Here is a 21,249-nt window from a genome sequence, read left to right as displayed (position 1 = left end):
GCTGTACGACGCCAAAGAGCCCCAGCCGGATCTCTCCGACTGGGGCTCTGAGCTGCGGTGGACCTGTGGGGATTTGAACCCCAGACCCCCTCGATGCGAACGAGGTGCGCTACCAGACTGCGCCACAGGCCCTTGCAACGAGTGAAACTCTAGCATCCCGATCGAGGTGCTCGGTAATCCGTTCCTGCCTGGTCAGCCGGACCTCCGCGCCCGCCCGTCGCCCCACCCGTCACTCGTTGGCCGCGCGCGGCCGTTCGCCGTCCTCGTACTGGTCGAACAGCGGCGTCCGGCCGCGCTCGCGGGCGCGCCGCGCGGACGCGGCCCGTCGGGCGTCGCTGCGGCTGTCGTCCGCCGCCCCGGCTTCCTCGGAACCGTCGGAGAGGTCCTCGTCGGCCGGCTCGGCCTCGTGCGCGCTCGGCTCCACCGCGCTGGACCGCGCGGAACTCCACGCGTCCGGCGCGCCGAGGTCCACGCTGGACGTCGCCCGGGGCGCGACCGGCGCGGTCACATAGGTCGGCAGGGGAACCGGTACCGGGTCCCAGCTCTCGCCCTGCGACGGCCCGCACTGGCGCTCACGCTGCTGGTCGACCCACTCGGCGTGGTCGGTCTGCTCGACGAGCGCGCGACGGTCGGCGGCGAGGGCCAGGAGACCGGGGTCCGTGTCGGGGGCGGCGTGCTCCTCCGGTTCGTCCGCCACGGGCTCGGTGGACGTCCGCCGGCGGGGCTGCCGCTCGCGGAGCCGCTGCGCCGCGGCCTCGGCCCGGCGGCGGTCCATGGTGTAGGTGAAGCGCCGCCGCTCCTTGGCGCGCAGATGCACGATGTACGAGCTCAGCATCACGGCGGGCACGCCGGGCGCCCACAGGAACGCGAGCCCGCCCACGGCGGCCACGATCGCGCCGAGGCTGAAGGCGAGGAACAGCAGGACCGTCGTTCGCCGGCGGCGTGCGAGGACCTTCACGCGCCGGGCCCGTGCGGCGGCCTCCGCCGAGGCCGCGCGGCGCGCGGCGGGCGCGGCCTGCTGCGGCGCGGACTTGGCCGCGGGTCTCGGGGCGGGCGGGCCCGCCTGGTGCGGTACGGACCGGGCGGTGCCCGAGGTCTCGTACGCGCCGCTCTCCTTGCCGGTCGCGCGTGCGACCGGCTCCTGTTCCGCCTGGGTCGGCGCCGGATCCTGCACGCGTTCCTGTACGTGCGGACGGTGCCGGTCACTCGCCTGGGGCCGGGGCGGGGACACGGCGAAGGCCCGGACGTCCACCGAATCGGTGACGCCGTCCGGGTCGGCGCTGGGCTCCTCCTCCTCGGTGGAGCGTGCGCGCAGGTCCTTGGCGTATCGACGCTCCATGCCCGCCCGTCCGGACAGCAGCCGGATGGCGGTGCTGAAGCGTTCCGTCGGACGGGCTTCGTTCAGCTCGTCCTGCCTACGGAGCCACATCGGCACCAAGTAGGCGGCCCAGGCCCCGACGATGACTGCGTAGATGAGGCCGCTGCTGCTCACGCCTCACACGGTAGAGGGGTTTGTATGAGGCCATCTGCCAATTGCGCCGGTGTGTCGCACGATCCGGCTGATATTTCGACCTTTTTTTGTGACCGATGCGATCAGCAGGCCACCGCGAGCGTGAATTTAATGCCCTGGCGCGATCGCCTGCCGATCATTTTCGAACACCTATTTCATTTTCCGGGGTGTCCGCGCTTGCTCGGGTTCTGTGAACCGGTCTGCTCCGATCCGACCTGATCCGAGCGCCCCGGCGCCGGACGCGTCCGCCTCCAGCGTCCGAGCAGTCCTTCGGGGACTTCCTCCGCGGTGAGCGCGAAGACGAGATGGTCGCGCCAGGCGCCGTCGATGTGGAGATAGCGCGGGCGCAGCCCTTCCTCCCGGAATCCGAGCTTTTCCACGACCCTGCGGCTGGGCCGGTTCTCGGGGCGAATACAGACTTCGATGCGGTGCAGTCCGACGGTGCGGAAACAGTGGTCGCTCACGAGCGCCACGGCCGTCGGCATCACTCCGTGGCCCGCCACCGACTGGTCGACCCAGTAGCCGATGTGTCCGGAGCACATCGAGCCCCAGGTGATCCCGGCGACGGTGAGCTGACCGACCAGGCGCCCCTGGTACTCGATCACGAAGGGCAGCATCCGGCCCGCGTTGGCCTCGGCGCGCAGGTGCCGGACCATCTGCCGGTACGTCGGCCGGTGCGCGATCGGGCCGCTCGGCGTGGGCGGCGGGATCGTCGCCTCCCAGGGGCGCAGCCAGTCGCGGTTGCGCCGGTTCACCTCGCGCCAGACCCGCTGGTCGCGCAGCCTTATCGGCCGGAGGACGACATCGCCGTCCACCAGCTCGACCGGCCAGGATGGGCTGTTCAGCTCGCACCCCCAGTGCCGCTGGGTCTCTGGTGGTCGCCGCCGCGGATCTGGTCGACGGCGTGGATCAGGAGGGGGTCGAGAACGGCCAGTCCGTCCCTGACCCCGCCGGTGGAGCCCGGCAGGTTGACGATCAGTGTCCCCCGGGCGACTCCGGCGAGCCCCCGCGAGAGCGCCGCGGTGGGAACCTTGTCCCTGCCGAACGCCCTGATGGCCTCCGGGATTCCGGGGATCTCGCGGTCGAGCACGCGTGAGGTCGCCTCGGGGGTCCGGTCGGTGGGCGAGATCCCCGTGCCGCCGGTGGTGACGATGACGTCGTAGCCCGCCTCGACCCCGGCGCGCAGCGCCTCCTCCACGGGGTCCCCGTCGGGGACGACCCATGGCCCGTCGACCGCGAAGCCGGATTCCGCGAGGCCCGCTGCGACCAGGGGGCCGCCCTTGTCCTCGTAGACGCCCGCGGCGGCGCGGTTGGAGGCGGTGACGACCAGCGCGCTGTAGCCGGCCGTGAGCGCCTCGCCGATGACGGTGTCGCCGCTCATGCCCGGCTCCAGTCGCCCGACTTCCCGCCGGTCTTCTCTTCCACCCGTACGTCCGTGATGACCGCCCCCTTGTCGACAGCCTTGACCATGTCGATCACGGTGAGGGCCGCCACGCTGACCGCGGTGAGGGCTTCCATCTCGACGCCCGTGCGGTCGGTCGTCCTCACGGTGGCGAGGATCTCGACGGCGTCGTCCGCGACCGACAGATCAATCTTGACACCCGACACCGACAACGGGTGGCACAGCGGGATCAGGTCCGGTGTGCGCTTGGCTCCCATGATCCCGGCGATGCGGGCGGTGGCGAGGGCGTCGCCCTTGGGGACCCCTTCGCCGCGCAGCAGCTCCACGACGCGCGGCGAGACCAGGACCCGGCCGCTCGCGCGCGCGGTGCGGGCGGTCACGTCCTTCCCGGACACGTCGACCATGCGGGCGGCGCCGGCCTCGTCTATGTGCGTCAGCCGGTTCTGCACAGGGGCTCCGGAGGTCTCCCCCCGGGACGGAACAGTCATGCGTGGGCGCTCCCGGTCGGGGCCCGTCGCGGTGCGGCGCGTGGGCCTGGTGTGCGCGACACGTTACCGCCCGCCCGTCCACCGCTCCGCCGTCGTGAGGGACTGTGCGCCCCTGGCCCGACCTGGGCGCCTGCGGTGGGGCCGGGGCGGGGCCCGCTCCGGGCGGCCGGTCAGCCGAGGAGGACGACCTCGACCTCGGTGCCGGGCTCGACCGAGGTGTCCTGCTCGGGGACGACGATCAGCGCGTCGGCGTGCGCGAGGGCGGCGACCAGGTGGGATCCGGCGCCCCCGACAGGGGTCACGGTGCCGTCCGCGTACGTGCCGCGCAGGAACTGCCGGCGGCCCTTCGGCGAGGTCAGCGCCTTGTCCGCGGAGAGCTTCGCCCGGGTCGTGGGCCGGTGGACGTCCGGCAGTCCCATCAGGGTGCGGATCGCGGGGCGCACGAAGAGTTCGAAGGAGACGTACGACGAGACGGGGTTGCCGGGGAGCGCGAGGAGCGGGATGTGGTCGGGGCCGATGGAGCCGAAGCCCTGGGGCTTCCCGGGCTGCATGGCGAGGGTGCGGAAGTCGATGCCGCCGCCCTCCTCGTCCTCGTCGCCGACGGACGACAGCGCTTCCTTGACGACGTCGTAGGCGCCGACGCTCACCCCGCCGGTCGTGACCAGCAGGTCCGCGCGGACGAGTTGGTCCTCGACGGTCGAGCGCAGGGTCTCGGCGTCGTCGGCGACGGCGCCGACGCGGTAGGCGATGGCTCCCGCGTCGCGGGCGGCCGCGCACAGGGCGAAGCTGTTGGAGTCGTAGATCTGTCCGGAGCCCAACTGCTCGTCGGGCTGGACGAGTTCGCTGCCGGTGGACAGGACGACCACGCGCGGGCGGGGGCGCACCCGCACGGTGCCGCGGCCGATCGCGGCGAGCAGACCGATCTGCGGCGGGCCGAGGACGGTGCCCGCTTCGAGGGCGCGGTCGCCCGCCTTCACGTCGCTGCCCTTCGCGCGGACGTGCGCGCGTGCCTCGGCCGGCCGGTGGACCTGGACCTGTCCGTAGGAGCCCTCGGGGGACGCGCTGTGCGCGCGCATGCCGGAGACCGGCCCCTCGCCGAGTCCTCCGTCCGTCCACTCGACGGGGACGACGGCTTCGGCGCCCGACGGGAGCGGGGCGCCGGTCATGATGCGGACGGCCTGGCCGGGGCCCACGTAGGGCTGGTCGGCCTGGCCGGCCGCGACATCACCGACGACCGTCAGGACCGCCGGATACTCCTCGCTCGCGCCCGCCACATCCGCGACCCGGACCGCGTACCCGTCCATCGAGCTGTTGTCGAACGGCGGCAGGGAGACCGGCACCGTGACGTCCTCGAGCAGGACGCAGCCCTGGGCGTCGAGGAGTTGCAGCTCGATGGGTTCGAGGGGGCGGACGGTCGTGAGGATGTCCTCCAGGTGGTCGTCCACCGACCAGAGGTGCTCCTGGCCGGTGGTGCGGGTCGCGGCGCTGCTCAAATCCCTACATCTCCTCGGCTACGTAACGGCGAAGCCAGGTCCGGAAGTCCGGGCCCAGGTCCTCACGTTCGCATGCGAGTCTGACAATGGCACGCAGGTAGTCGCCGCGGTCACCGGTGTCATAGCGGCGGCCCTTGAAGACGACGCCGTGCACGGGGCCGCCGACCTTCTCGTCCGCGGCGAGCTGCTGGAGGGCGTCGGTGAGCTGGATCTCGCCGCCGCGGCCCGGCTCGGTCTTGCGCAGTATGTCGAAGATGTGGGGGTCGAGGACGTAACGTCCGATGACGGCGTAACTGCTGGGCGCGTCCGCCCTGTCCGGCTTCTCGACCAGACCGGTCACCTTGACCAGGTCGCCCTCGTCGGTGGCTTCGACTGCGGCGCATCCGTAGAGGTGGATCTGCTCGGGCGCGACCTCCATGAGCGCGATGACGCTGCCGCCGTGCTGCTCCTGGACCTCGACCATGCGGGCGAGGAGGGGGTCGCGGGGGTCGATCAGGTCGTCGCCGAGGAGGACGGCGAAGGGCTCGCGGCCGACGTGCGGGGCGGCGCACAGGACGGCGTGGCCGAGGCCCTTGGGGTCGCCCTGGCGTACGTAGTGCATGGTCGCGAGGTCGCTGGACTCCTGGACCTTGGCGAGCCGGCTCGCGTCGCCCTTCTTCTGGAGGGCGGATTCCAGCTCGTAGTTGCGGTCGAAGTGGTCTTCGAGAGGGCGCTTGTTGCGTCCGGTGATCATCAGGACGTCGTCAAGACCCGCCGACACGGCCTCTTCGACCACGTACTGGATCGCCGGCTTGTCGACGACCGGCAGCATCTCCTTGGGAGTGGCCTTGGTGGCCGGCAGGAACCGGGTGCCGAGGCCTGCCGCGGGGATGACAGCCTTGGTGATCCTGGGGTGTGACTCAGTCATGTCCGCAACCATAACCGGTCGCTATGTGCAGAATCTGTGGCTCCGGTTAATTCACGTTCATATGAACTGATTAAGAGAGCTACAGGAGTCACCTGTGAGACACGTCGCACGCGAACCAGAGCCTGACAAGCGAATGTTGCGGCGAGGACTCCTGCTGGTGAGAAGTGGGTTGACGGCCGGTGACGTACGGGAGACCGCCGCCGCGCTCGCCGCCCGCGCTCTGGAACTGCCCGAACTGACGCAGGCCCACACCGTCGCCGCCTATGTGTCCGTGGGAAGCGAACCGGGCACCCTCGCCCTCCTGGACGCGCTCCACGCGCGCGGGGTGCGTGTCCTGCTGCCGGTCCTGCTGCCGGACAACGACCTGGACTGGGGCGCGTACACGGGTCCTGACTCCCTCACGGAAGTACGGCACGGCGGGAAGATGGCCCTCCTGGAGCCCGCGGGCGAGCGGCTGGGGCCGGAGGCCGTCCAGGACGCCGACGCCGTCCTGCTGCCCGGCCTCGCCGTCGACGCCCGCGGGATGCGGCTGGGGCGCGGCGGTGGCTCGTACGACCGTGTACTGGCCCGTCTGGAGCGCGCGGGCGCGGACCCGGCGCTGGTGGTGCTCCTGTACGACACCGAGGTCGTCGACCGGGTCCCGGAGGAGGCGCACGACCGGCCCGTCCACGCGGTGGTGACCCCTTCCGGGGTGCGCCGCTTCCGCTGACGGGAGGCGGCCGGGCGGACGAGGGTCCCGGAGCGGCGGACGCGAAGTGGCCCTCCACGCACGCGTGGAGGGCCACTTTCGTCAGGCACCGGCTTCAGGGCACCGAGCACGGCGAGGACGCCGGCGCCGACGGCCGCCGAAGCGTCAGGGCTTCAGGACCAGGGTGTCGGTCGTCTTCTGGTCGACGGCCTTCTTGCTGAAGGCCCACGGCAGGAGTTCCCCCTTGGCCCACAACTCCGTCTGGTCGGTGTAGTGCGCGCTGTAGGCGTGCCCCGAGGCGCCCGTGAGGTTGATCCACTTGGACTTGTCGAGGTCCTGGAGGTTGACGACCATCCGCATCGAGGGCACCCAGACCACCCCGTAGCCGCCCGCCGCGTTCCAGCCGGTCGCGTTGACCGTCGCCTCGCCGCCGCTGAGGTTCCAGGGGCCGCGGTTGAGCATGTACTTCAGGAAGCCGGGGCCTTCGGTACCGAGGGTCTGGTTCTTGAGGAACAGGCGGTGCAGCCGGCCCCAGCTCCAGGTGTCGATGTCCTTGCCGAGCTTGGCGGTCAGCTCCCAGCGCGCGTCCGTCATGGCCCGGCGGAACAGGTCGTCCCGGGTGGCGGTCGCCTCCTCGGTACGCGTCTTGGGCAGCTTCCACCAGTCGTTGTGCTCGTCGTCGATGATCTTCCGGATCACCTCGAACCAGCGGTCGCCGCCGTCCGGCTGCGCCTGGTCCGGCTCACGCTCGCCGCACTCACGCACCGTCTGGTCCTCGTCCGCGGGACCGGTCGTGTCGACCCGCTCGACCCACAGGCACTGGCCCTTGACCCGCAGCTCCTTGGGCAGCTTGTTGCCGAAGGCGAGCTTGAGGATGTTGCGCCAGGTGGCGTTGAAGTACGCGGCCGCCGCGGAGTCTGCGTCCTGGGTGTAGTCCCAGCCCTCCAGGAGCTTCTGCGCCTGGCGGACGTCCTTGTCGGGGACGTCGATCTTGAGCAGCCTGGGCACGATCTTGCTGGCGATCTCGCTGCTGTTGTCGAGCTGCATCTGGCGCATGTCGTCGGTCGAGATCTTGGCGCCGCCCCGGGTCTTCGTCTCGATCAGGCTGGTGATCCGCTGGCTGCGGGTGCCGTAGCCCCAGTCCGTGGTGAGCGTGTACGGGTACTTGTCCGGGTCCACGACCGCCTGGTTGGCGGTGACGATGTAGCCGCGCTTGGGGTTGTACTCGTAAGGCAGGGCGGACGGCTTGATGTAGCCGGTCCAGCGGTACTTCGAGTCCCAGCCGGGCGAGGGCAGCGAGCCGTCGTCGCCCTTCGCGCGCGTGGGGATCTTGCCGGGGAGCTGGTAGCCGATGTTGCCGCTCGCGCCGGCACCGTCGGCGTAGACCAGGTTCTGGGACGGCACCTGGAACGACTCGGCCGCCTTGCGGAACTCGCTCCAGTCGGACGCCTTGTCCATCGCGAAGACGGCGTCCATGGTGTTGCCCGGAGCCAGTGCGGTCCAGCGCAGTGCTATCGCGTAACCGTCGCCCCGGTCGGGCGCCTCCGCGTCGACGGTGGCCTTCTTGCCGACCTGGACGAGTTCGTCGTCACGGTCGGAGAGCAGCGGCATCCCGTCCTGGGCCTGCCGGACGACGATCGTCTTGGCGTCACCGCCCGCGACCTTGATCGTCTCCTTGCGGGTGGTGAAGGGCAGCACCTTGCCGTCGTACTCGTAGCCCTGGCCGGTGATCTTCTCCAGGTAGAGGTCGGTGACGTCGACCCCGGAGTTGGTCATGCCCCAGGCGATGTCCGCGTTGTGGCCGATGATCACGCCGGGCATGCCCGCGAAGGTGTATCCGGAGACGTCGTACTGGCACTTCGCGGAGACCGCGGTGCAGTGCAGGCCCATCTGGTACCAGACCGAGGGCAGCGACGCCGACAGGTGCGGGTCGTTGGCCAGCAGCGGCTTGCCGGTGATCGTGTGGCTTCCGGCGACGACCCAGGAGTTGGAGCCGATGCCGTTGCCGTTCACGCCGACGGCGGTGGGCAGGTCGTCGAGGACGTTGTAGAGACCCGAGAGCTGGCTCTGGAACCCGGAGGGCGTCGCCGTGCCGCCCGCGAGCCCCGTGCCCGCGCTCGACGCCGAGCCGGTGCCCGAGGAGCTGTACGTCCCGGTGGCGCTGTCGTACGCGCCCGTCTGGACGATCGTCTTGTTGCGGCTGTACGGGTACTCCGGGTAGAGGTCCGCGATCTGCTTCGGGCCGAGCCGGCTCGTCATCAGGGAGCGGTCGATCTCCTCCTGCATGTTGCCGCGCAGGTCCCAGGCCATCGCCTTGAGCCAGGCCACCGAGTCGACCGGGGTCCACTCGGTCGGCTTGTAGTCGTTGGTGAAGCCGAGGGCCGCGTACTCCAGGGAGATGTCCTCGGAGCTCCGGCCCTTCAGATAGGCGTTGACCCCCTCGGAGTACGCCTGGAGGTACTTCTTCGTGGAGGACGACAGCTTTTCGTCGTACTCCTTCTTCGCGATCCGGTCCCAGCCCAGCGTGCGCAGGAACTCGTCGTTCTTGACCTGGCCCTCGCCGAACATCTCGGAGAGCCGGCCCGAGGTCATGTGGCGGCGCACGTCCATCTCGTAGAACCGGTCCTGCGCCTGGACGAAGCCCTGGGCCTTGAACAGGTCCTCGTCGGACGAGGCGTAGATCTGCGGGATCCCGTTGCCGTCGCGCTGCACCGTCACGGGCCCGGACAGCCCGTCGATGCGGATGGATCCCTTGGTCTGCGGGAAGGAGGCCCGCACCGTGCTGATGCTCCAGTACGCGCCGAAGGCGATGCCTCCGATGATGGCGAGAACCAGGACAATCAAGAACAGTCGGGCTTTGCGCCCCTTCTTCCTGCCGGACTTGCCGGGCTGCTGGCCGGAAGAGGCGGTGGTGTTGGGGGGCATCGCTGTCCTTGCTGTCCTAACGCGAGCGGCAGGCGGTCCTGGAGTGCTGGGGCAACCATAGGCGCAGGGCCAACCACGCCTTGACGCGGAGTAGGAAACCGGGAAGCACGACTGTTCGATCTTGCCTCCGGGAACGTCAAGAAAACGTCAAGAGTTAGGTAAGGTAACGAAGTACTTGCACTGAAGTGGCCGGCTTCCGGTGCTCGGATCCGGATACCGCCCCCGCGGAGCCGGATCGGCGAGAAAGGAACAGCCCCTGACTGTCCACCACCTCAACCAGCTCCTGCTCGTGTGCTCGCTCGTCCTCCTCATCGCGGTGGCGGCGGTCCGGATCTCCTCGCGCAGCGGGCTTCCCACGCTGCTCGTGTACCTGGGGATCGGCGTCGCGATCGGCCAGGACGGAGTCGGCGACGTCCAGTTCAGCAACGCCGAACTGACCCAGGTCATCGGATACGCGGCCCTGGTCGTGATCCTGGCCGAGGGCGGACTCAGCACGAAGTGGAAGGAGATCAGACCGGCCCTGCCGGCGGCCTCCTCGCTGGCGACGGTGGGCGTCGCGGTCAGCGTCGGCGTCACGGCCGCGGGCGCGCACTATCTGATCGGCCTGGAATGGCACCAGGCGTTCATCATCGGGGCGGTCGTCTCCTCGACGGACGCGGCGGCGGTCTTCTCTGTCCTGCGGAAAATCCCCCTCCCCACGCGCGTGACGGGCATCCTGGAGGCCGAATCGGGCTTCAACGACGCCCCGGTCGTCATCCTGGTCGTCGCGTTCTCCACCGCGGGCCCGGTGGAGCACTGGTACACGCTGCTCGGCGAGATAGCGCTGGAGCTGAGCATCGGCGCCGCCATCGGTGTCGCGGTCGGCTGGCTGGGCGCGTACGGACTGCGGCACGTGGCACTGCCGGCCTCCGGCCTCTACCCGATCGCCGTGATGGCGATCGCCGTCGCGGCCTACGCCGCCGGCGCGCTCGCCCACGGCAGCGGCTTCCTCGCCGTCTACCTCGCCTCCATGCTCCTCGGGAACGCGAAACTGCCGCACTGGCCCGCCACACGCGGCTTCGCCGAGGGGCTCGGATGGATCGCCCAGATCGGCATGTTCGTGCTGCTCGGCCTGCTGGTCACCCCGCACGAGATGGGCGACGACATCGTCCCGGCCCTCGTCATCGGCCTGGTGCTGACGATGGTGGCGCGGCCGCTGAGCGTGGTCGCGGGCCTGCTGCCGTTCCGCATCCCGTGGCAGGAGCAGGTGCTGCTGTCCTGGGCGGGCCTGCGCGGCGCGGTGCCCATCATCCTGGCGACGATCCCGATGGTGAGCGGAGTCGCGGAGAGCAAGCGGATCTTCAACATCGTCTTCGTCCTGGTCGTCGTCTACACCCTCGTCCAGGGCCCGACCCTGCCGTGGCTGGCCCGCAAGCTCCGCCTCGGCGCGTCCTCGGGGGCCTCCGACCTGGGCATCGAATCGGCACCCCTTGAGCGGCTGCGCGGCCATCTGCTGTCCGTCGCGATCCCCGAGGGATCGCGCATGCACGGAGTCGAGGTGGGCGAGCTGCGGCTGCCCCCGGGCGCGGCGGTCACCCTCGTCGTCCGCGAGTCGAAGTCCTTCGTGCCCATGCCCACGACGGTGCTGCGGCTCGGCGACGAACTGCTGGTCGTGGCGACCGACCCGGTCCGCGACGCGACCGAGAGACGCCTCCGCGCGGTGGGCCAGGGCGGCAAGCTCGCCGACTGGCTGGGCGTCGACGACGGCGGCAGGGAACACCGGACCCAGCACAGAACGGGCCTGTGAGGCGACCGCCGCGCCGTCGGCCGGCTTCCCGCGAAACCGCGGCTTCTCAACAGGACTGCCGCTTCTTACGGAACTCGGGACGCGGCTCTTACGCGCCCTCGCCGGGGCTTGCGAGACATCGAACGAAAACGCGAAGACGAAGGGCATTCACAGGCTCACGACCTCGGAGTGCTCTTTTTCACAGGCCCGGCACGACGGCCACCCCCTGTACGATGAACGCACACCTTGATCGAACCAACTCTGCCTGACGCAGAGCTGGCGCGACCGTATGGCGGCCGTGACGTCCTCCCGCAGGGGACGCCGGTATCTACCGCAGATCCGCGCAAGAGGACAGCTCTCGGCGCCCCCGCACGGGCGCGCTACCAGGCGGCAGAAAGGCACGGCCGTGGCATCCACGGTCACCTCCCGTCCTGGATACGGGCAACTGCTGCGCACCCGTGGCGCCTGGACGTTCCTGCTGCCCGGCTTCGCCGCCCGCCAGCCGTTCGCCATGCTGACGATCTCCATCGTGCTGCTCGTGCAGCACACCACCGGCTCGTACGGGGCGGCCGGCGCCGTCGCGGCCGTCACCGGTGTCTCCATGGCGCTGTTCGCGCCCCTGACCGGACGTCTGGCCGACCGGCACGGCCAGCGGGCCGTCCTGCTCCCCGGCGTCCTCGTGCACGCCGTGGCCGGCTTCTCCCTGACCGCGCTCGCGCTGGCGGACGCCCCCCTGTGGGTGCTGTTCGCCGCCGCGGTGCCCACCGGCGCCTCGGTGCCGCAGGTCGGCCCCATGGTGCGGGCACGCTGGGGCGTGAAGCTCCAGGGCTCGCCCCTGATGTCGACCGCCGCCGCCTTCGAGTCCGTCACCGACGAGCTGACCTTCGTCTTCGGCCCGCTGCTCGCCACCGCGCTGTGCACGGCCGTCGCCCCCGCCGCGGGCCTGCTGACCGAGGCGTCGCTGACCCTCGTCGGCGGTCTGCTGTTCGCCGCGCAGAAGAGCACACAGCCCGCGGTCACCGCCGCCGGGCACGCGCGCGTGGAACACGGTTCCGCCCTGCGGATCCCCGGAGTGCGCGTTCTGATCATGACGTTCCTGGGCATCGGCTCCGTCTTCGGCGGCATGCAGGTCTCGCTGGCCGCGTACAGCGAGTCGATCGGCGAGCCCGGCATGAACGGTGTCCTGTACGGCGTCTTCGCAGCCGGCAACATGCTCTCGGGCATCGTCTGCGGCGCCGTCGCCTGGAAGGTGGCCCCGCAGCGGCGGCTCGTCGTCGGGTACGCCGCCCTCGCGCTGGCCGCCTCCGGGCTGTGGGCCGCGAACTCGGTGATCGTGCTCGCCGGCCTCGGCCTCGTGGTCGGCATGTGCATCGCCCCGAGCCTGATCACCGGCTACACCCTGATCGAGAGCCTCGTCCCGCAGGGCGCCCGCACCGAGGCCTTCACCTGGCTGACCGGTGCCGTCGCGCTCGGCCAGGCGGCGGCCGTCACGGTCGCCGGACAGCTCGAGGACAGGCTCTGGGACGGCGCCGGGTTCCTGGTGCCGATGGCCGGTACGGCACTGGCTCTGGCGACCCTGGTGGCACTGCGTTCACGTCTCGTCGCACATGCCCCGAGCCGCGCCGTCGCACGTGGCGTCGGTCACCGCGTGCCGGTGACAGTGGACTGATCTCGCGGAATACGTCAGTATGGACCGTCGTTAGCACTCACTGAGTGAGAGTGCCAGGAGGAAGACAAGTGCCGACCTACCAGTACCAGTGCACCGAGTGCGGCGAGGGCCTCGAGGCGGTGCAGAAGTTCACCGATGACGCCCTGACCGTATGCCCGAGCTGCGACGGCCGCCTGAAGAAGGTGTTCTCGGCCGTCGGCATTGTGTTCAAGGGCTCCGGCTTCTACCGCAACGACAGCCGCGGCTCCTCGTCGAGCAGCTCGCCGGCGTCGAAGCCGTCCACGTCCTCGACCTCGGACGCGAAGTCCTCGTCGTCGGCGTCCGCCTCGTCGTCCTCGGACACGAAGTCGTCGAGCGCGAAGTCGTCGGGCAGCGGCTCCGCCGGCAGCTCGGCCGCGTAAGGACTCCTCGGCCCGCGGCCGGGGCTTCCCGTCCCGGCCCGGCCGCAGCGCCTCACGGCGCGCAGGCCGCACAGGCCCGTTTCCGCGGAAGACCCCTTCGTCCTACGACGACGGGGTCTTCCGCGTTCCTCCGTCGGGACAGCCCGTAGGGTGCCGTTCATGGCGAACACGGAGAACCCACAGAACCCGGCCGGGAAACAGCGGACCGCCTCGGCCGAGATCGGTGTCATCGGCGGCTCGGGCTTCTACTCCTTCCTCGACGACGTGACCGAGCTGCGGGTCGACACCCCTTACGGGCCGCCCAGCGACTCCCTGTTCCTCGGCGAGATCGCCGGCCGGCGGGTCGCCTTCCTGCCCCGCCACGGCCGCGGCCACCATCTGCCGCCGCACCGCATCAACTACCGGGCCAACCTGTGGGCGCTGCGCTCCGTCGGCGCCCGCCAGATCCTCGGCCCCTGTGCCGTGGGCGGACTGCGTCCCGAGTACGGGCCCGGCACCCTGCTCGTTCCCGACCAGTTCGTGGACCGTACGAAGTCACGGGCCCAGTCCTACTTCGACGGGCTGCCGCTGCCCGACGGCACGGTGCCCAACGTGGTGCACGTGTCGCTCGCCGACCCGTACTGCCCCGTCGGACGGAAGGTCGCGCTGGAAGCGGCACGCGGACGTGACTGGGAAGCCGTGGACGGCGGCGCGCTCGTGGTCATAGAGGGCCCGCGGTTCTCCACCCGGGCCGAATCGCTCTGGCACCAGGCGCAGGGCTGGTCGGTGGTCGGCATGACCGGACATCCCGAAGCCGCGCTCGCCCGCGAACTGGAGCTCTGCTACACGTCTCTGACCCTGGTCACCGACCTGGACGCGGGCGCCGAGAGCGGCGAGGGCGTCTCGCACGACGACGTGCTGAAGGTGTTCGCGGCGAACGTGGACCGGCTGCGGGGCGTGCTGTTCGACGCGGTCGCGGGACTGCCGGCGAACGGATCGCGGGACTGCCTGTGCACGAGGGCGCTGGGCGGCATGGACCCCGGCTTCGAGCTGCCGTGACCTGAACCACCGCGGCGCCGACCGCCGTGATCCGGGCGCCTTGATCAAAGTGGCGGGGCCCTCTTGCCGTGACCCGAGCCGGCGGACCGAGCCACCGTGACGCGTGCCCGAGCGGGGCGGAATCTCCCGTTCGGGTGAGGGAGTTGTCCACAGTTCCCGGGTCGTCCACGGGTGCCTGCGGGCTTCGGCGCGAGACCTCATCGTGGGATCGCAAGCCGGTCCCTCGTCACAGGTGGTGGTCACCATGGCACAGCTCTCGCGACACGTCCGCCCGCCGGGCGCGGACACGCCTCCGACGTGCGAGGTGCCGCAGTTCGCGCCCGTCCGGGTGCGGGGCGGACGCTTTCGGCCCCGGCCCCTCGCACGGCACAGGAGGCGGGCGGTCGCCGCGGGCCTGGCCATGACGGCTGCCGCGCTCGTGGCGGCGGGCCCGGGCGATGCCGGGCGGGCGCGCGGACATCCGGCGTCCACGCCCTCCGCGTCCGCCTCCACCACGGCCTCCACCCCCGTACGCGGGCCCGGCCAGGTCGAGACGGTGAGGGCGCCGGTCCGGATCGCGGACGGAGACGCGGCGCGTCTGTTGCGCCCCGGCGACCGGGTCGACGTGGTCGCGGCGGACGACGGCGGCGAGGTGCGGGTGGTCGCGGCCGGGGCGCGGGTCACCGGGGTCCCGGACGTCGGCGCCACCGGCACCGGAGCACTGGTCGTCCTCGCCGTTCCGCGCGCGACGGCCGTGCGGCTGGCCGGCGCGGGCACCACGTCACGGCTGGCGGTGACGCTGCGATGAGCGCCGAAACCGTGTCAAGTCTCTCGATCGAGCTACCCAGTTGGACAGGCTCCGAACACCCTGCCGTAGGTTGCGGAGCTGTTTGTTCCACAACATGCGCGGAGGGGCCTCCTAGTGAGCGACAACAAGCAGCCCGGTGTCTGGGAGGGCTTCAAGGCCTTCCTGATGCGCGGCAACGTCATCGACCTGGCCGTCGCCGTGGTCATCGGCGCGGCCTTCACCAACATCGTCAACGCCGTGGTGAAGGGCATCATCAACCCGATGGTGGGCGCTGTCGGTACGAAGAACCTCGACAACTACAGCTCCTGCCTGGAGAAGCCCTGCACGGGCAGCGGGGCGAACGCCAAGGGCATCGAGATCATGTGGGGCTCGGTGCTGGGCGCCACGCTCAGCTTCGTGATCACCGCCACCGTCGTGTACTTCCTGATGGTGCTGCCGATGGCCAAGTTCCTGGCCCGGCAGGCGGCCCGCCAGAAGGCGAAGGAAGGCACGCGGGAGGTCCTCGAGGTGTCCGAGCTGGAGGTGCTCAAGCAGATCCGCGACGAGCTGGTCGCCCAGCGCGGTCAGGGACGCCGCGAGTACTGACGGCGAGGCTGTGGGCGCGCGCCCGGGACCTCGGCCGGCGGCGCCGGGAGACCGGGGCGCGCCGGTCCTCGGGCGAGGGCGCCCGGAGCCGAGCTCAGATGTGGTGGGGCGGCTTCTCGTCGAGGAAACGCTTCAGGTCGGCGGCGCTGTCACCCGTGCTGTCGGCCCGCTCGCCCCACCCACGGTCCGTATCGTCCGAGGACTGCTGGTTCAACGGATCGTCGAAGACCAGTGCGGGCTTCGGATCGCGCGGTTCGGGGGCGGGGGCGGGACTCATGCCCCCAGCGTACGCCGCGGGGAGGCGGGGCCACTGCGGTCCACCCGGTCGACCCGAGGCCGCTTGTGAAGGCATTCACAAGAATTCCCGGCGCTTTTCTGCTGTGCTTGGCCCTATGACCTCCCGTTCCACTCCGGAATCCGCCTCGACACCACGGTCCGCGGGCCACTGGCCGTTGCGCAGAATGACGGCCCGCGGCCGCGACGAGGCGCACCGGGTCGCGTCGCCGCTGGAGCTCCTGTTCGACCTGTGTTTCGTGGTGGCCATCGCCCAGGCGGGCGCCGAGCTGGTGCACGCCGTGGCGGAGGGGCACGCGGGTCAGGGCATCCTCGACTACGCGATGATCTTCTTCGCCATCTGGTGGGCGTGGATGAACTTCAGTTGGTTCGCGTCGGCCTACGACAACGACGACGTGCTCTACCGGGTGGTCACGCTGGTGCAGATCGCCGGCGTCCTGGTGCTCGCGGCCGGGGTGTCCAAGGCGTTCGAGACCCACGACTTCCTGGTGGTCTGGCTGGGCTACGTGATCATGCGGTTCGCGATGATCGCGCAGTGGCTGCGGGTGGCCCGGTCCACCGAGGGGACCGAGAGAACGGCGGCCCTGCGGTACGCGGGCGGGGTTCTGCTGTGCCAGATCGGCTGGCTCGGCCTGCTCATCGCGCCGGAAGGCGGCCGCGCGTGGGTGTTTCTGGTGGTGGCCCTCGCCGAGCTGTGCGTCCCGCTGTTCGCGGAGAAGGACTTCACCACGTCCTGGCATCCGCACCACATCGCCGAGCGGTACGGACTGTTCACGATCATCGTGCTGGGCGAGACGATCGCCGCCGCGACCGTCGCGGTGAAGTCGGCCGTCGACGAGCACGACGCGCTGGGCGAGTTGCTTCCGATCGCCGCGGGCGGCCTGCTGATCGTTTTCTCCGCCTGGTGGATCTACTTCGTGGTGCCGATCCACGGCCATCTGCGGTCCAGCGGACAGGCCTTCCTGTGGGGGTACGGCCACTACCTGATCTTCGCGTCGGCCGCCGCGATCGGTGCGGGTCTGGAGGTCGCGGTGGAACAGACGGTCGGCACGGCGCACATCTCCAGACTCTCGGCGTCCGCCGCGGTGACGCTGCCGACCGCCCTGTACTTCCTCGCCGTGTGGGTCCTGCACTCCCGCCACTTCAAGGTCGGCATCGCCCAGCAGCTCGTGCTGCCGACCACCGCGCTGCTCGTCATCCTGTGCACTTTCCTGGGCGACTGGGCGGTCCTCGCCGCGGGGATCGTCTCCGCGCTGGCCGTGGCGGTCGGGGTGGCGATGACGACGCGGATGGTGACGCGGGAAACGGCGGCCGAGGCGGCGCGCAGCGCCTAGGCAGTGTCCGCAAGGGCTCGTCTGTCCGGCGGGCGAACGACGCGACTTTGCGGACACGACCTGGCGCCCGTCCGACACTCCTCTTCCGCCCGGCGTGCGCGAACACGCCGCCGGGGTCACGGCCGGGGAAGACTGGGCGCATGACAGTTGACGCTCTGACAGATGTCGTGGGTCTGCGGGTGGGGCACGCGACGCGCAGCGGGGACGGTTGGCTCACGGGGACGACGGTGGTGCTCGCTCCCGAGGGAGGTGTGATCGCCGCCGTGGACGTGCGCGGCGGCGGGCCCGGAACCAAGGAGACGGACGCGCTCGATCCGCGCAACCTCGTGCAGCGGATCGAGGCGGTCGTACTGACCGGGGGCAGCGCCTACGGGCTGGACTCGGCGTCGGGCGTGATGGCGTGGCTGGAGGAACGGGGACGCGGGGTGCGGGTGGGGCCGGACCCGACGCACGTCGTGCCCGTCGTGCCGGCGGCCTGCGTCTTCGATCTGGGGCGCGGCGGCGACTTCCGGTCGCGGCCGGACGCCTCCACCGGACGCGCGGCGGTCGAGGCCGCCGACGCGAGCGCGCTGCGGGCGCCGGTGCGCGAGGGCGCCGTGGGCGCCGGTACCGGCGCGGTGGTCGGAGCGCTCAAGGGCGGGGTCGGGACGGCGAGCGCCGTGCTGGAGTCCGGTGTCACGGTGGCCGCGCTGGTGGTGGCCAACGCGGTGGGCTCGGTGGTGGAGCCGGAAACGGGGGCGTTGTACGGGGAGTTGGCGCGAGGGCGTACGGCGGGCCCGTCGGCCGCGGTGCGCGAGGCGGCCCGGCTGCGGCTCGCGGAGGCCGCCGCGCGGAACGCGCCGCCCCCGCTGAACACCACGCTCGCCGTCGTCGCCACCGACACCGGTCTGACGCGGGCGCAGGCGCAGAAGCTCGCGGGTACGGCGCACGACGGGATCGCGCGCGCCGTGCGGCCGGTGCATCTGCTGAACGACGGCGACACGGTGTTCGCGCTGGCCACGGGCGACAGGGCGCTCGACGCCGGGAACCCCTTGGCGCTCAACGAGATCCTGGCGGCGGGCGCGGACCTGGTGACGCGCGCGATCGTGCGGGCCGTACGCGCGGCGGAGCCGGTGGACGGGCCGGGCGGAGCGTGGCCGTCGTACGAAGAGCTGTACGGGGAGGGAGGGTTGGGGAACCGGACGTCATAGCGCCCGGGAACTGGTGCGGCAAGGGCGCCTTGCAGGACAATGGGCGCGAGGGGCCGGAACCTTTCGCGGACCGCGTGGACCGCTGGAAGTGCCGCCCGACGAGGGCTTTTTGACGAACTGACGAGCCGCCGGGGAACTGACCGCACGGCCCGCCCGTTTTCCGTCCGTACGTTTTCTCGGTTCGCGGACATGATGTCCGACCGAGGGGCTACGGTATGCACCCACAAGGTGACATGCAGCAACGCCGGGAGAAACCTTGAGCGTTCCGTACGAGACAGCAGCGTACGAACCACCCGAGTCGCCCGAGTCTCCGGAGGAGCATCTCGCACGACTTCTGGGCCGCGCCCTGAACTCGTTCGAGCTGCCCGACGAGGCGATACGGCGACTCGACTGCGCGCTGGCGCACGACAGCTCGCTGCACTCCGCGCACCACAGCGCGGGGCTGCACCGGGAGACGTACCGGCACACCTGGCTGCTCGCCGACGGTTCCACCGTCACGCTGTGGGAGCTGGTGCACAACACGGCGGCCGGTCACGACGCCCAGCACGAGGTGTACGTCGACGAGGAGGAGTTGCGCACGGCCACGGCCCGGCTTCCGCTCCCCCCGGACGCGCCGGACTTCGAGCTGCCCGTGTTCGTGCAGTTGTCGTCGATCCCCGAGCCGCGTCACACCTATGTGCCCGACGACTCCGCCGATCACGCGCGCCGGCTCCTGCGGCGTGCGGAGAATCCGGACCGGCCGGGCGCCGACCTCACGTCGCTGCTGCTGCGGGAGGCGTTCGCGCACCAGATCACGCAGGCCTTCGGACGCCCGTGCCGTGCGGGGCAGGCGGGGCTGTGCTTCTCGCTCTACGAGCACGCGTTCCTGCTGCGCGACGGGCAGGAGATCTCCTTGTGGGAGGTCGAGCACACGGCGACACCGGACCGGCAGCACATGTGCGAGGTGTACGCGAGCGAGGACGCGGCCCGGGACGCGATGGAGCGCCGGGCGGCACGACTGGGCTGACACCCGGAAGGGGCCCGGCACCTGAGGTGCCGGGCCCCTTCTCCGTTCGGACCTCCGCGTCGCGCGGGTGGCGGCGGAACCGGGCATCGCCCCCGCGGCGCCGCCCCCGACAGGGGATCAGCCGACGAACTCCGGCTTCAGGTCCTGGTCCGCGCCCTGCTCCCGGCCCTCGTCCTGACTACCGCCCTGGTCCCGGCCCGACTTCTGATTCCCGCCCTGGTCCTGGCCGTCGTCCTTGCTCCGGCCCTGTTCCTGGGCGTCCGTCTCGTCCTGTGCGCCTTCCACGTGCTGGGCCGGCCGCTTCGGCAGGGCGAACATCAGCAGGAAGATGACGGCCAGCACGGCGGCGACCCAGCCCAGCGCGTGCTGGAAGGCGTTCACGAACGCCGGACCCACCTGGGCGGGGGTCAGCCGGTCGCCGATCTCTCCGAAGAAGAGGACCGAGACCAGGCCGAGGCCGAGCGCGTTGCCCATCTGCTGCACGGTGTTGATCAGGCCCGAGGCCGAACCCGAGTGCTCACGCGGGACGTCGGAGAGCACGGCGTCGGTCAGCGGCGCGACGATGAAGCCCATGCCCGCGCCCATGACCACCAGCGGGAGGGCCATCTGCCAGGGGGCGATGTCCATGCCGTAGCGGTCGGACTCCCAGATGTAGAGCAGCACACCCAGCGCCATGATCAGGGCGCCCGCCTGGAGCACCTTGCGCCCGAAGCGCGGGACCAGAAGCTGCACGGACATGCCGGCCGCCGCCGAGACCGCGATCGAGAACGGCACTCCGGTCAGCCCGGCCCGCAGCGGGCGCCAGCCCAGTCCGATCTGCATGTACAGCGTCCAGACCAGGAAGAAGATGCCGAGCGCGACACCGAAGACGGTCTGCACCGCGATGCCCGCCGCGAAGCTCTTCACCTTGAACAGCGACAGCTCGACCAGCGGAGAACCGTCCCGCGCCGTCTTCCGCTTCTCGTACGCCACCAGCGCCGCGAAGACCACCAGGGAGCCGGCCATCGAGACGTACCCCCACAGCGGCCAGCCCAGCTCACGGCCGCGGGTCAGCGGGTAGAGCAGCATCAGCAGGCCCAGCGTGACGAGGGCGACGCCGACGAGGTCGAGCTTGAGGGCCTTCGGGGCCTTGGACTCGCTGATGAAGCGGCGGCCCAGGATGAGCGCGACGACACCGACCGGCAGGTTGATGAGGAAGATCGGCCGCCATTCCAGACCGAACAGGTTCCACTCGGTGAGCAGCGCGCCGAGGAGCGGGCCCGAGACGGCGCCCAGGCCGACGATCGCGCCGAACAGGCCGAAGACCTTGCCTCGCTCGTGCGCCGGGAAGGTGGCGTGCACGATCGACAGGACCTGCGGCACCATCATCGCCGCCATGGCGCCCTGGAGGATGCGCGAGGCGACGAGCATCTCGGGGTTCGCCGCGAAGCCGCACAGCGCGGACGCGACCGTGAAGCCGGCCACGCCGAGGAGGAAGAGCCGCTTGCGGCCGTGGATGTCACCGAGCCGTCCGCCGGTGACGAGTCCCGCGGCGAAGGCGAGCGCGTAGCCCGCGGTGATCCACTGGATCTGGCTGAAGGAGGCGCCCGCGTCCTGCTTGATCGACGGGATCGCGATGTTGACGATCGTGACGTCGACCAGGTCCATGAAGGCCGCGGTCATCACGATGGCGAGGGCGAGCCAGCGCCTTCGGTCGGCCGCGGCGCCGGGTGCCGGGCTGCTGAGAGCTGTCTCAGGGGTCTCGGTGGAGGTCATGCGACAAACCTA

At 70.9% G+C, this 21,249-nt stretch carries 19 protein-coding genes and 1 tRNA gene; 10 read left to right on the top strand and 10 right to left on the bottom strand.

Annotated features, from left to right (window positions below; translation table 11 throughout):
* Positions 1-58 precede the first annotated feature (58 nt).
* From ACIQ7M_RS21765 to galU, 7 genes are all read right to left on the bottom strand, one after another.
* A tRNA-Ala gene (locus ACIQ7M_RS21765) sits at positions 59-132 on the bottom strand.
* Positions 133-229: 97 nt separating this feature from the next.
* Complete coding sequence (gene glpR / locus ACIQ7M_RS21760) at positions 230-1,492, bottom strand: gephyrin-like molybdotransferase receptor GlpR (protein WP_403646677.1); 1,263 nt, start codon at positions 1,490-1,492, stop codon at positions 230-232.
* Positions 1,493-1,665: 173 nt separating this feature from the next.
* Complete coding sequence (locus ACIQ7M_RS21755; RefSeq protein ID WP_355761240.1) at positions 1,666-2,325, bottom strand: GNAT family protein; 660 nt, start codon at positions 2,323-2,325, stop codon at positions 1,666-1,668.
* A gap of 26 nt (positions 2,326-2,351) precedes the next feature.
* Positions 2,352-2,891, bottom strand: a complete 540-nt coding sequence (locus ACIQ7M_RS21750) for a molybdenum cofactor biosynthesis protein B (RefSeq protein ID WP_386978106.1) — start codon at positions 2,889-2,891, stop codon at positions 2,352-2,354.
* Entirely contained in the window at positions 2,888-3,400 is a 513-nt protein-coding gene (moaC, locus tag ACIQ7M_RS21745; RefSeq protein ID WP_403646673.1) for a cyclic pyranopterin monophosphate synthase MoaC, read from the bottom strand. Before moaC ends, ACIQ7M_RS21750 begins: the two co-directional genes overlap by 4 nt.
* Before the next feature lie 170 nt (positions 3,401-3,570).
* Positions 3,571-4,893, bottom strand: a complete 1,323-nt coding sequence (gene glp, locus ACIQ7M_RS21740) for a gephyrin-like molybdotransferase Glp (protein ID WP_403646670.1) — start codon at positions 4,891-4,893, stop codon at positions 3,571-3,573.
* 4 nt (positions 4,894-4,897) lie between these two features.
* Positions 4,898-5,800, bottom strand: coding sequence for a UTP--glucose-1-phosphate uridylyltransferase GalU (gene galU, locus ACIQ7M_RS21735; RefSeq protein WP_403646667.1), 903 nt, complete (start codon positions 5,798-5,800; stop codon positions 4,898-4,900).
* A gap of 133 nt (positions 5,801-5,933) precedes the next feature.
* Here galU and ACIQ7M_RS21730 point away from each other — a divergent pair, with 133 nt between their 5' ends.
* Complete coding sequence (locus tag ACIQ7M_RS21730) at positions 5,934-6,509, top strand: 5-formyltetrahydrofolate cyclo-ligase (protein WP_355761254.1); 576 nt, start codon at positions 5,934-5,936, stop codon at positions 6,507-6,509.
* A 144-nt stretch (positions 6,510-6,653) separates the two neighbouring features.
* Here the strand turns inward: ACIQ7M_RS21730 and ACIQ7M_RS21725 are convergent, their stop codons facing one another.
* A complete protein-coding gene (locus ACIQ7M_RS21725; protein WP_403646663.1) occupies positions 6,654-9,413 on the bottom strand; it encodes a penicillin acylase family protein in 2,760 nt (919 codons plus the stop codon).
* Positions 9,414-9,612: 199 nt separating this feature from the next.
* On the opposite strand from ACIQ7M_RS21725, the gene ACIQ7M_RS21720 reads away from it, so the two are divergent.
* From ACIQ7M_RS21720 to mscL, 6 genes are all read left to right on the top strand, one after another.
* Positions 9,613-11,199: a potassium/proton antiporter gene (locus ACIQ7M_RS21720; protein ID WP_403646660.1), complete on the top strand. Its 1,587-nt coding sequence runs from the start codon at positions 9,613-9,615 to the stop codon at positions 11,197-11,199.
* A 268-nt stretch (positions 11,200-11,467) separates the two neighbouring features.
* Positions 11,468-12,847 carry an MFS transporter gene (locus tag ACIQ7M_RS21715; protein WP_403646657.1) on the top strand — a complete coding sequence of 460 codons (1,380 nt, stop codon included), beginning with the start codon at positions 11,468-11,470 and terminating at the stop codon, positions 12,845-12,847.
* Between the two features lie 68 nt (positions 12,848-12,915).
* Positions 12,916-13,248, top strand: a complete 333-nt coding sequence (locus tag ACIQ7M_RS21710) for an FmdB family zinc ribbon protein (RefSeq protein WP_355759467.1) — start codon at positions 12,916-12,918, stop codon at positions 13,246-13,248.
* Between the two features lie 159 nt (positions 13,249-13,407).
* Positions 13,408-14,286: an S-methyl-5'-thioadenosine phosphorylase gene (locus tag ACIQ7M_RS21705; RefSeq protein WP_403646654.1), complete on the top strand. Its 879-nt coding sequence runs from the start codon at positions 13,408-13,410 to the stop codon at positions 14,284-14,286.
* Between the two features lie 244 nt (positions 14,287-14,530).
* Positions 14,531-15,073, top strand: a complete 543-nt coding sequence (locus ACIQ7M_RS21700) for a hypothetical protein (RefSeq protein WP_403646651.1) — start codon at positions 14,531-14,533, stop codon at positions 15,071-15,073.
* A 114-nt stretch (positions 15,074-15,187) separates the two neighbouring features.
* Entirely contained in the window at positions 15,188-15,658 is a 471-nt protein-coding gene (gene mscL, locus ACIQ7M_RS21695; RefSeq protein ID WP_403646648.1) for a large conductance mechanosensitive channel protein MscL, read from the top strand.
* A gap of 94 nt (positions 15,659-15,752) precedes the next feature.
* Here the strand turns inward: mscL and ACIQ7M_RS21690 are convergent, their stop codons facing one another.
* A complete protein-coding gene (locus ACIQ7M_RS21690; protein WP_355759474.1) occupies positions 15,753-15,935 on the bottom strand; it encodes a hypothetical protein in 183 nt (60 codons plus the stop codon).
* 115 nt (positions 15,936-16,050) lie between these two features.
* Here ACIQ7M_RS21690 and ACIQ7M_RS21685 point away from each other — a divergent pair, with 115 nt between their 5' ends.
* From ACIQ7M_RS21685 to ACIQ7M_RS21675, 3 genes are all read left to right on the top strand, one after another.
* Positions 16,051-17,286 (top strand): low temperature requirement protein A, encoded by a 1,236-nt coding sequence (locus ACIQ7M_RS21685; RefSeq protein WP_386978077.1) that lies wholly within the window; start codon positions 16,051-16,053, stop codon positions 17,284-17,286.
* Positions 17,287-17,426: 140 nt separating this feature from the next.
* A complete protein-coding gene (locus tag ACIQ7M_RS21680) occupies positions 17,427-18,476 on the top strand; it encodes a P1 family peptidase (RefSeq protein WP_403646644.1) in 1,050 nt (349 codons plus the stop codon).
* Between the two features lie 256 nt (positions 18,477-18,732).
* Positions 18,733-19,482 carry a DUF6227 family protein gene (locus tag ACIQ7M_RS21675; protein ID WP_355759479.1) on the top strand — a complete coding sequence of 250 codons (750 nt, stop codon included), beginning with the start codon at positions 18,733-18,735 and terminating at the stop codon, positions 19,480-19,482.
* Positions 19,483-19,599: 117 nt separating this feature from the next.
* On the opposite strand, the gene ACIQ7M_RS21670 is transcribed toward ACIQ7M_RS21675, so the two are convergent.
* Positions 19,600-21,237 (bottom strand): MFS transporter, encoded by a 1,638-nt coding sequence (locus tag ACIQ7M_RS21670; RefSeq protein ID WP_403646639.1) that lies wholly within the window; start codon positions 21,235-21,237, stop codon positions 19,600-19,602.
* Positions 21,238-21,249 lie beyond the last annotated feature (12 nt).

Source organism: Streptomyces sp. NPDC096324 (genome assembly GCF_044763015.1).
Lineage (GTDB): Bacteria > Actinomycetota > Actinomycetes > Streptomycetales > Streptomycetaceae > Streptomyces.
This window is presented reverse-complemented; position numbering and strand designations above follow the sequence as displayed.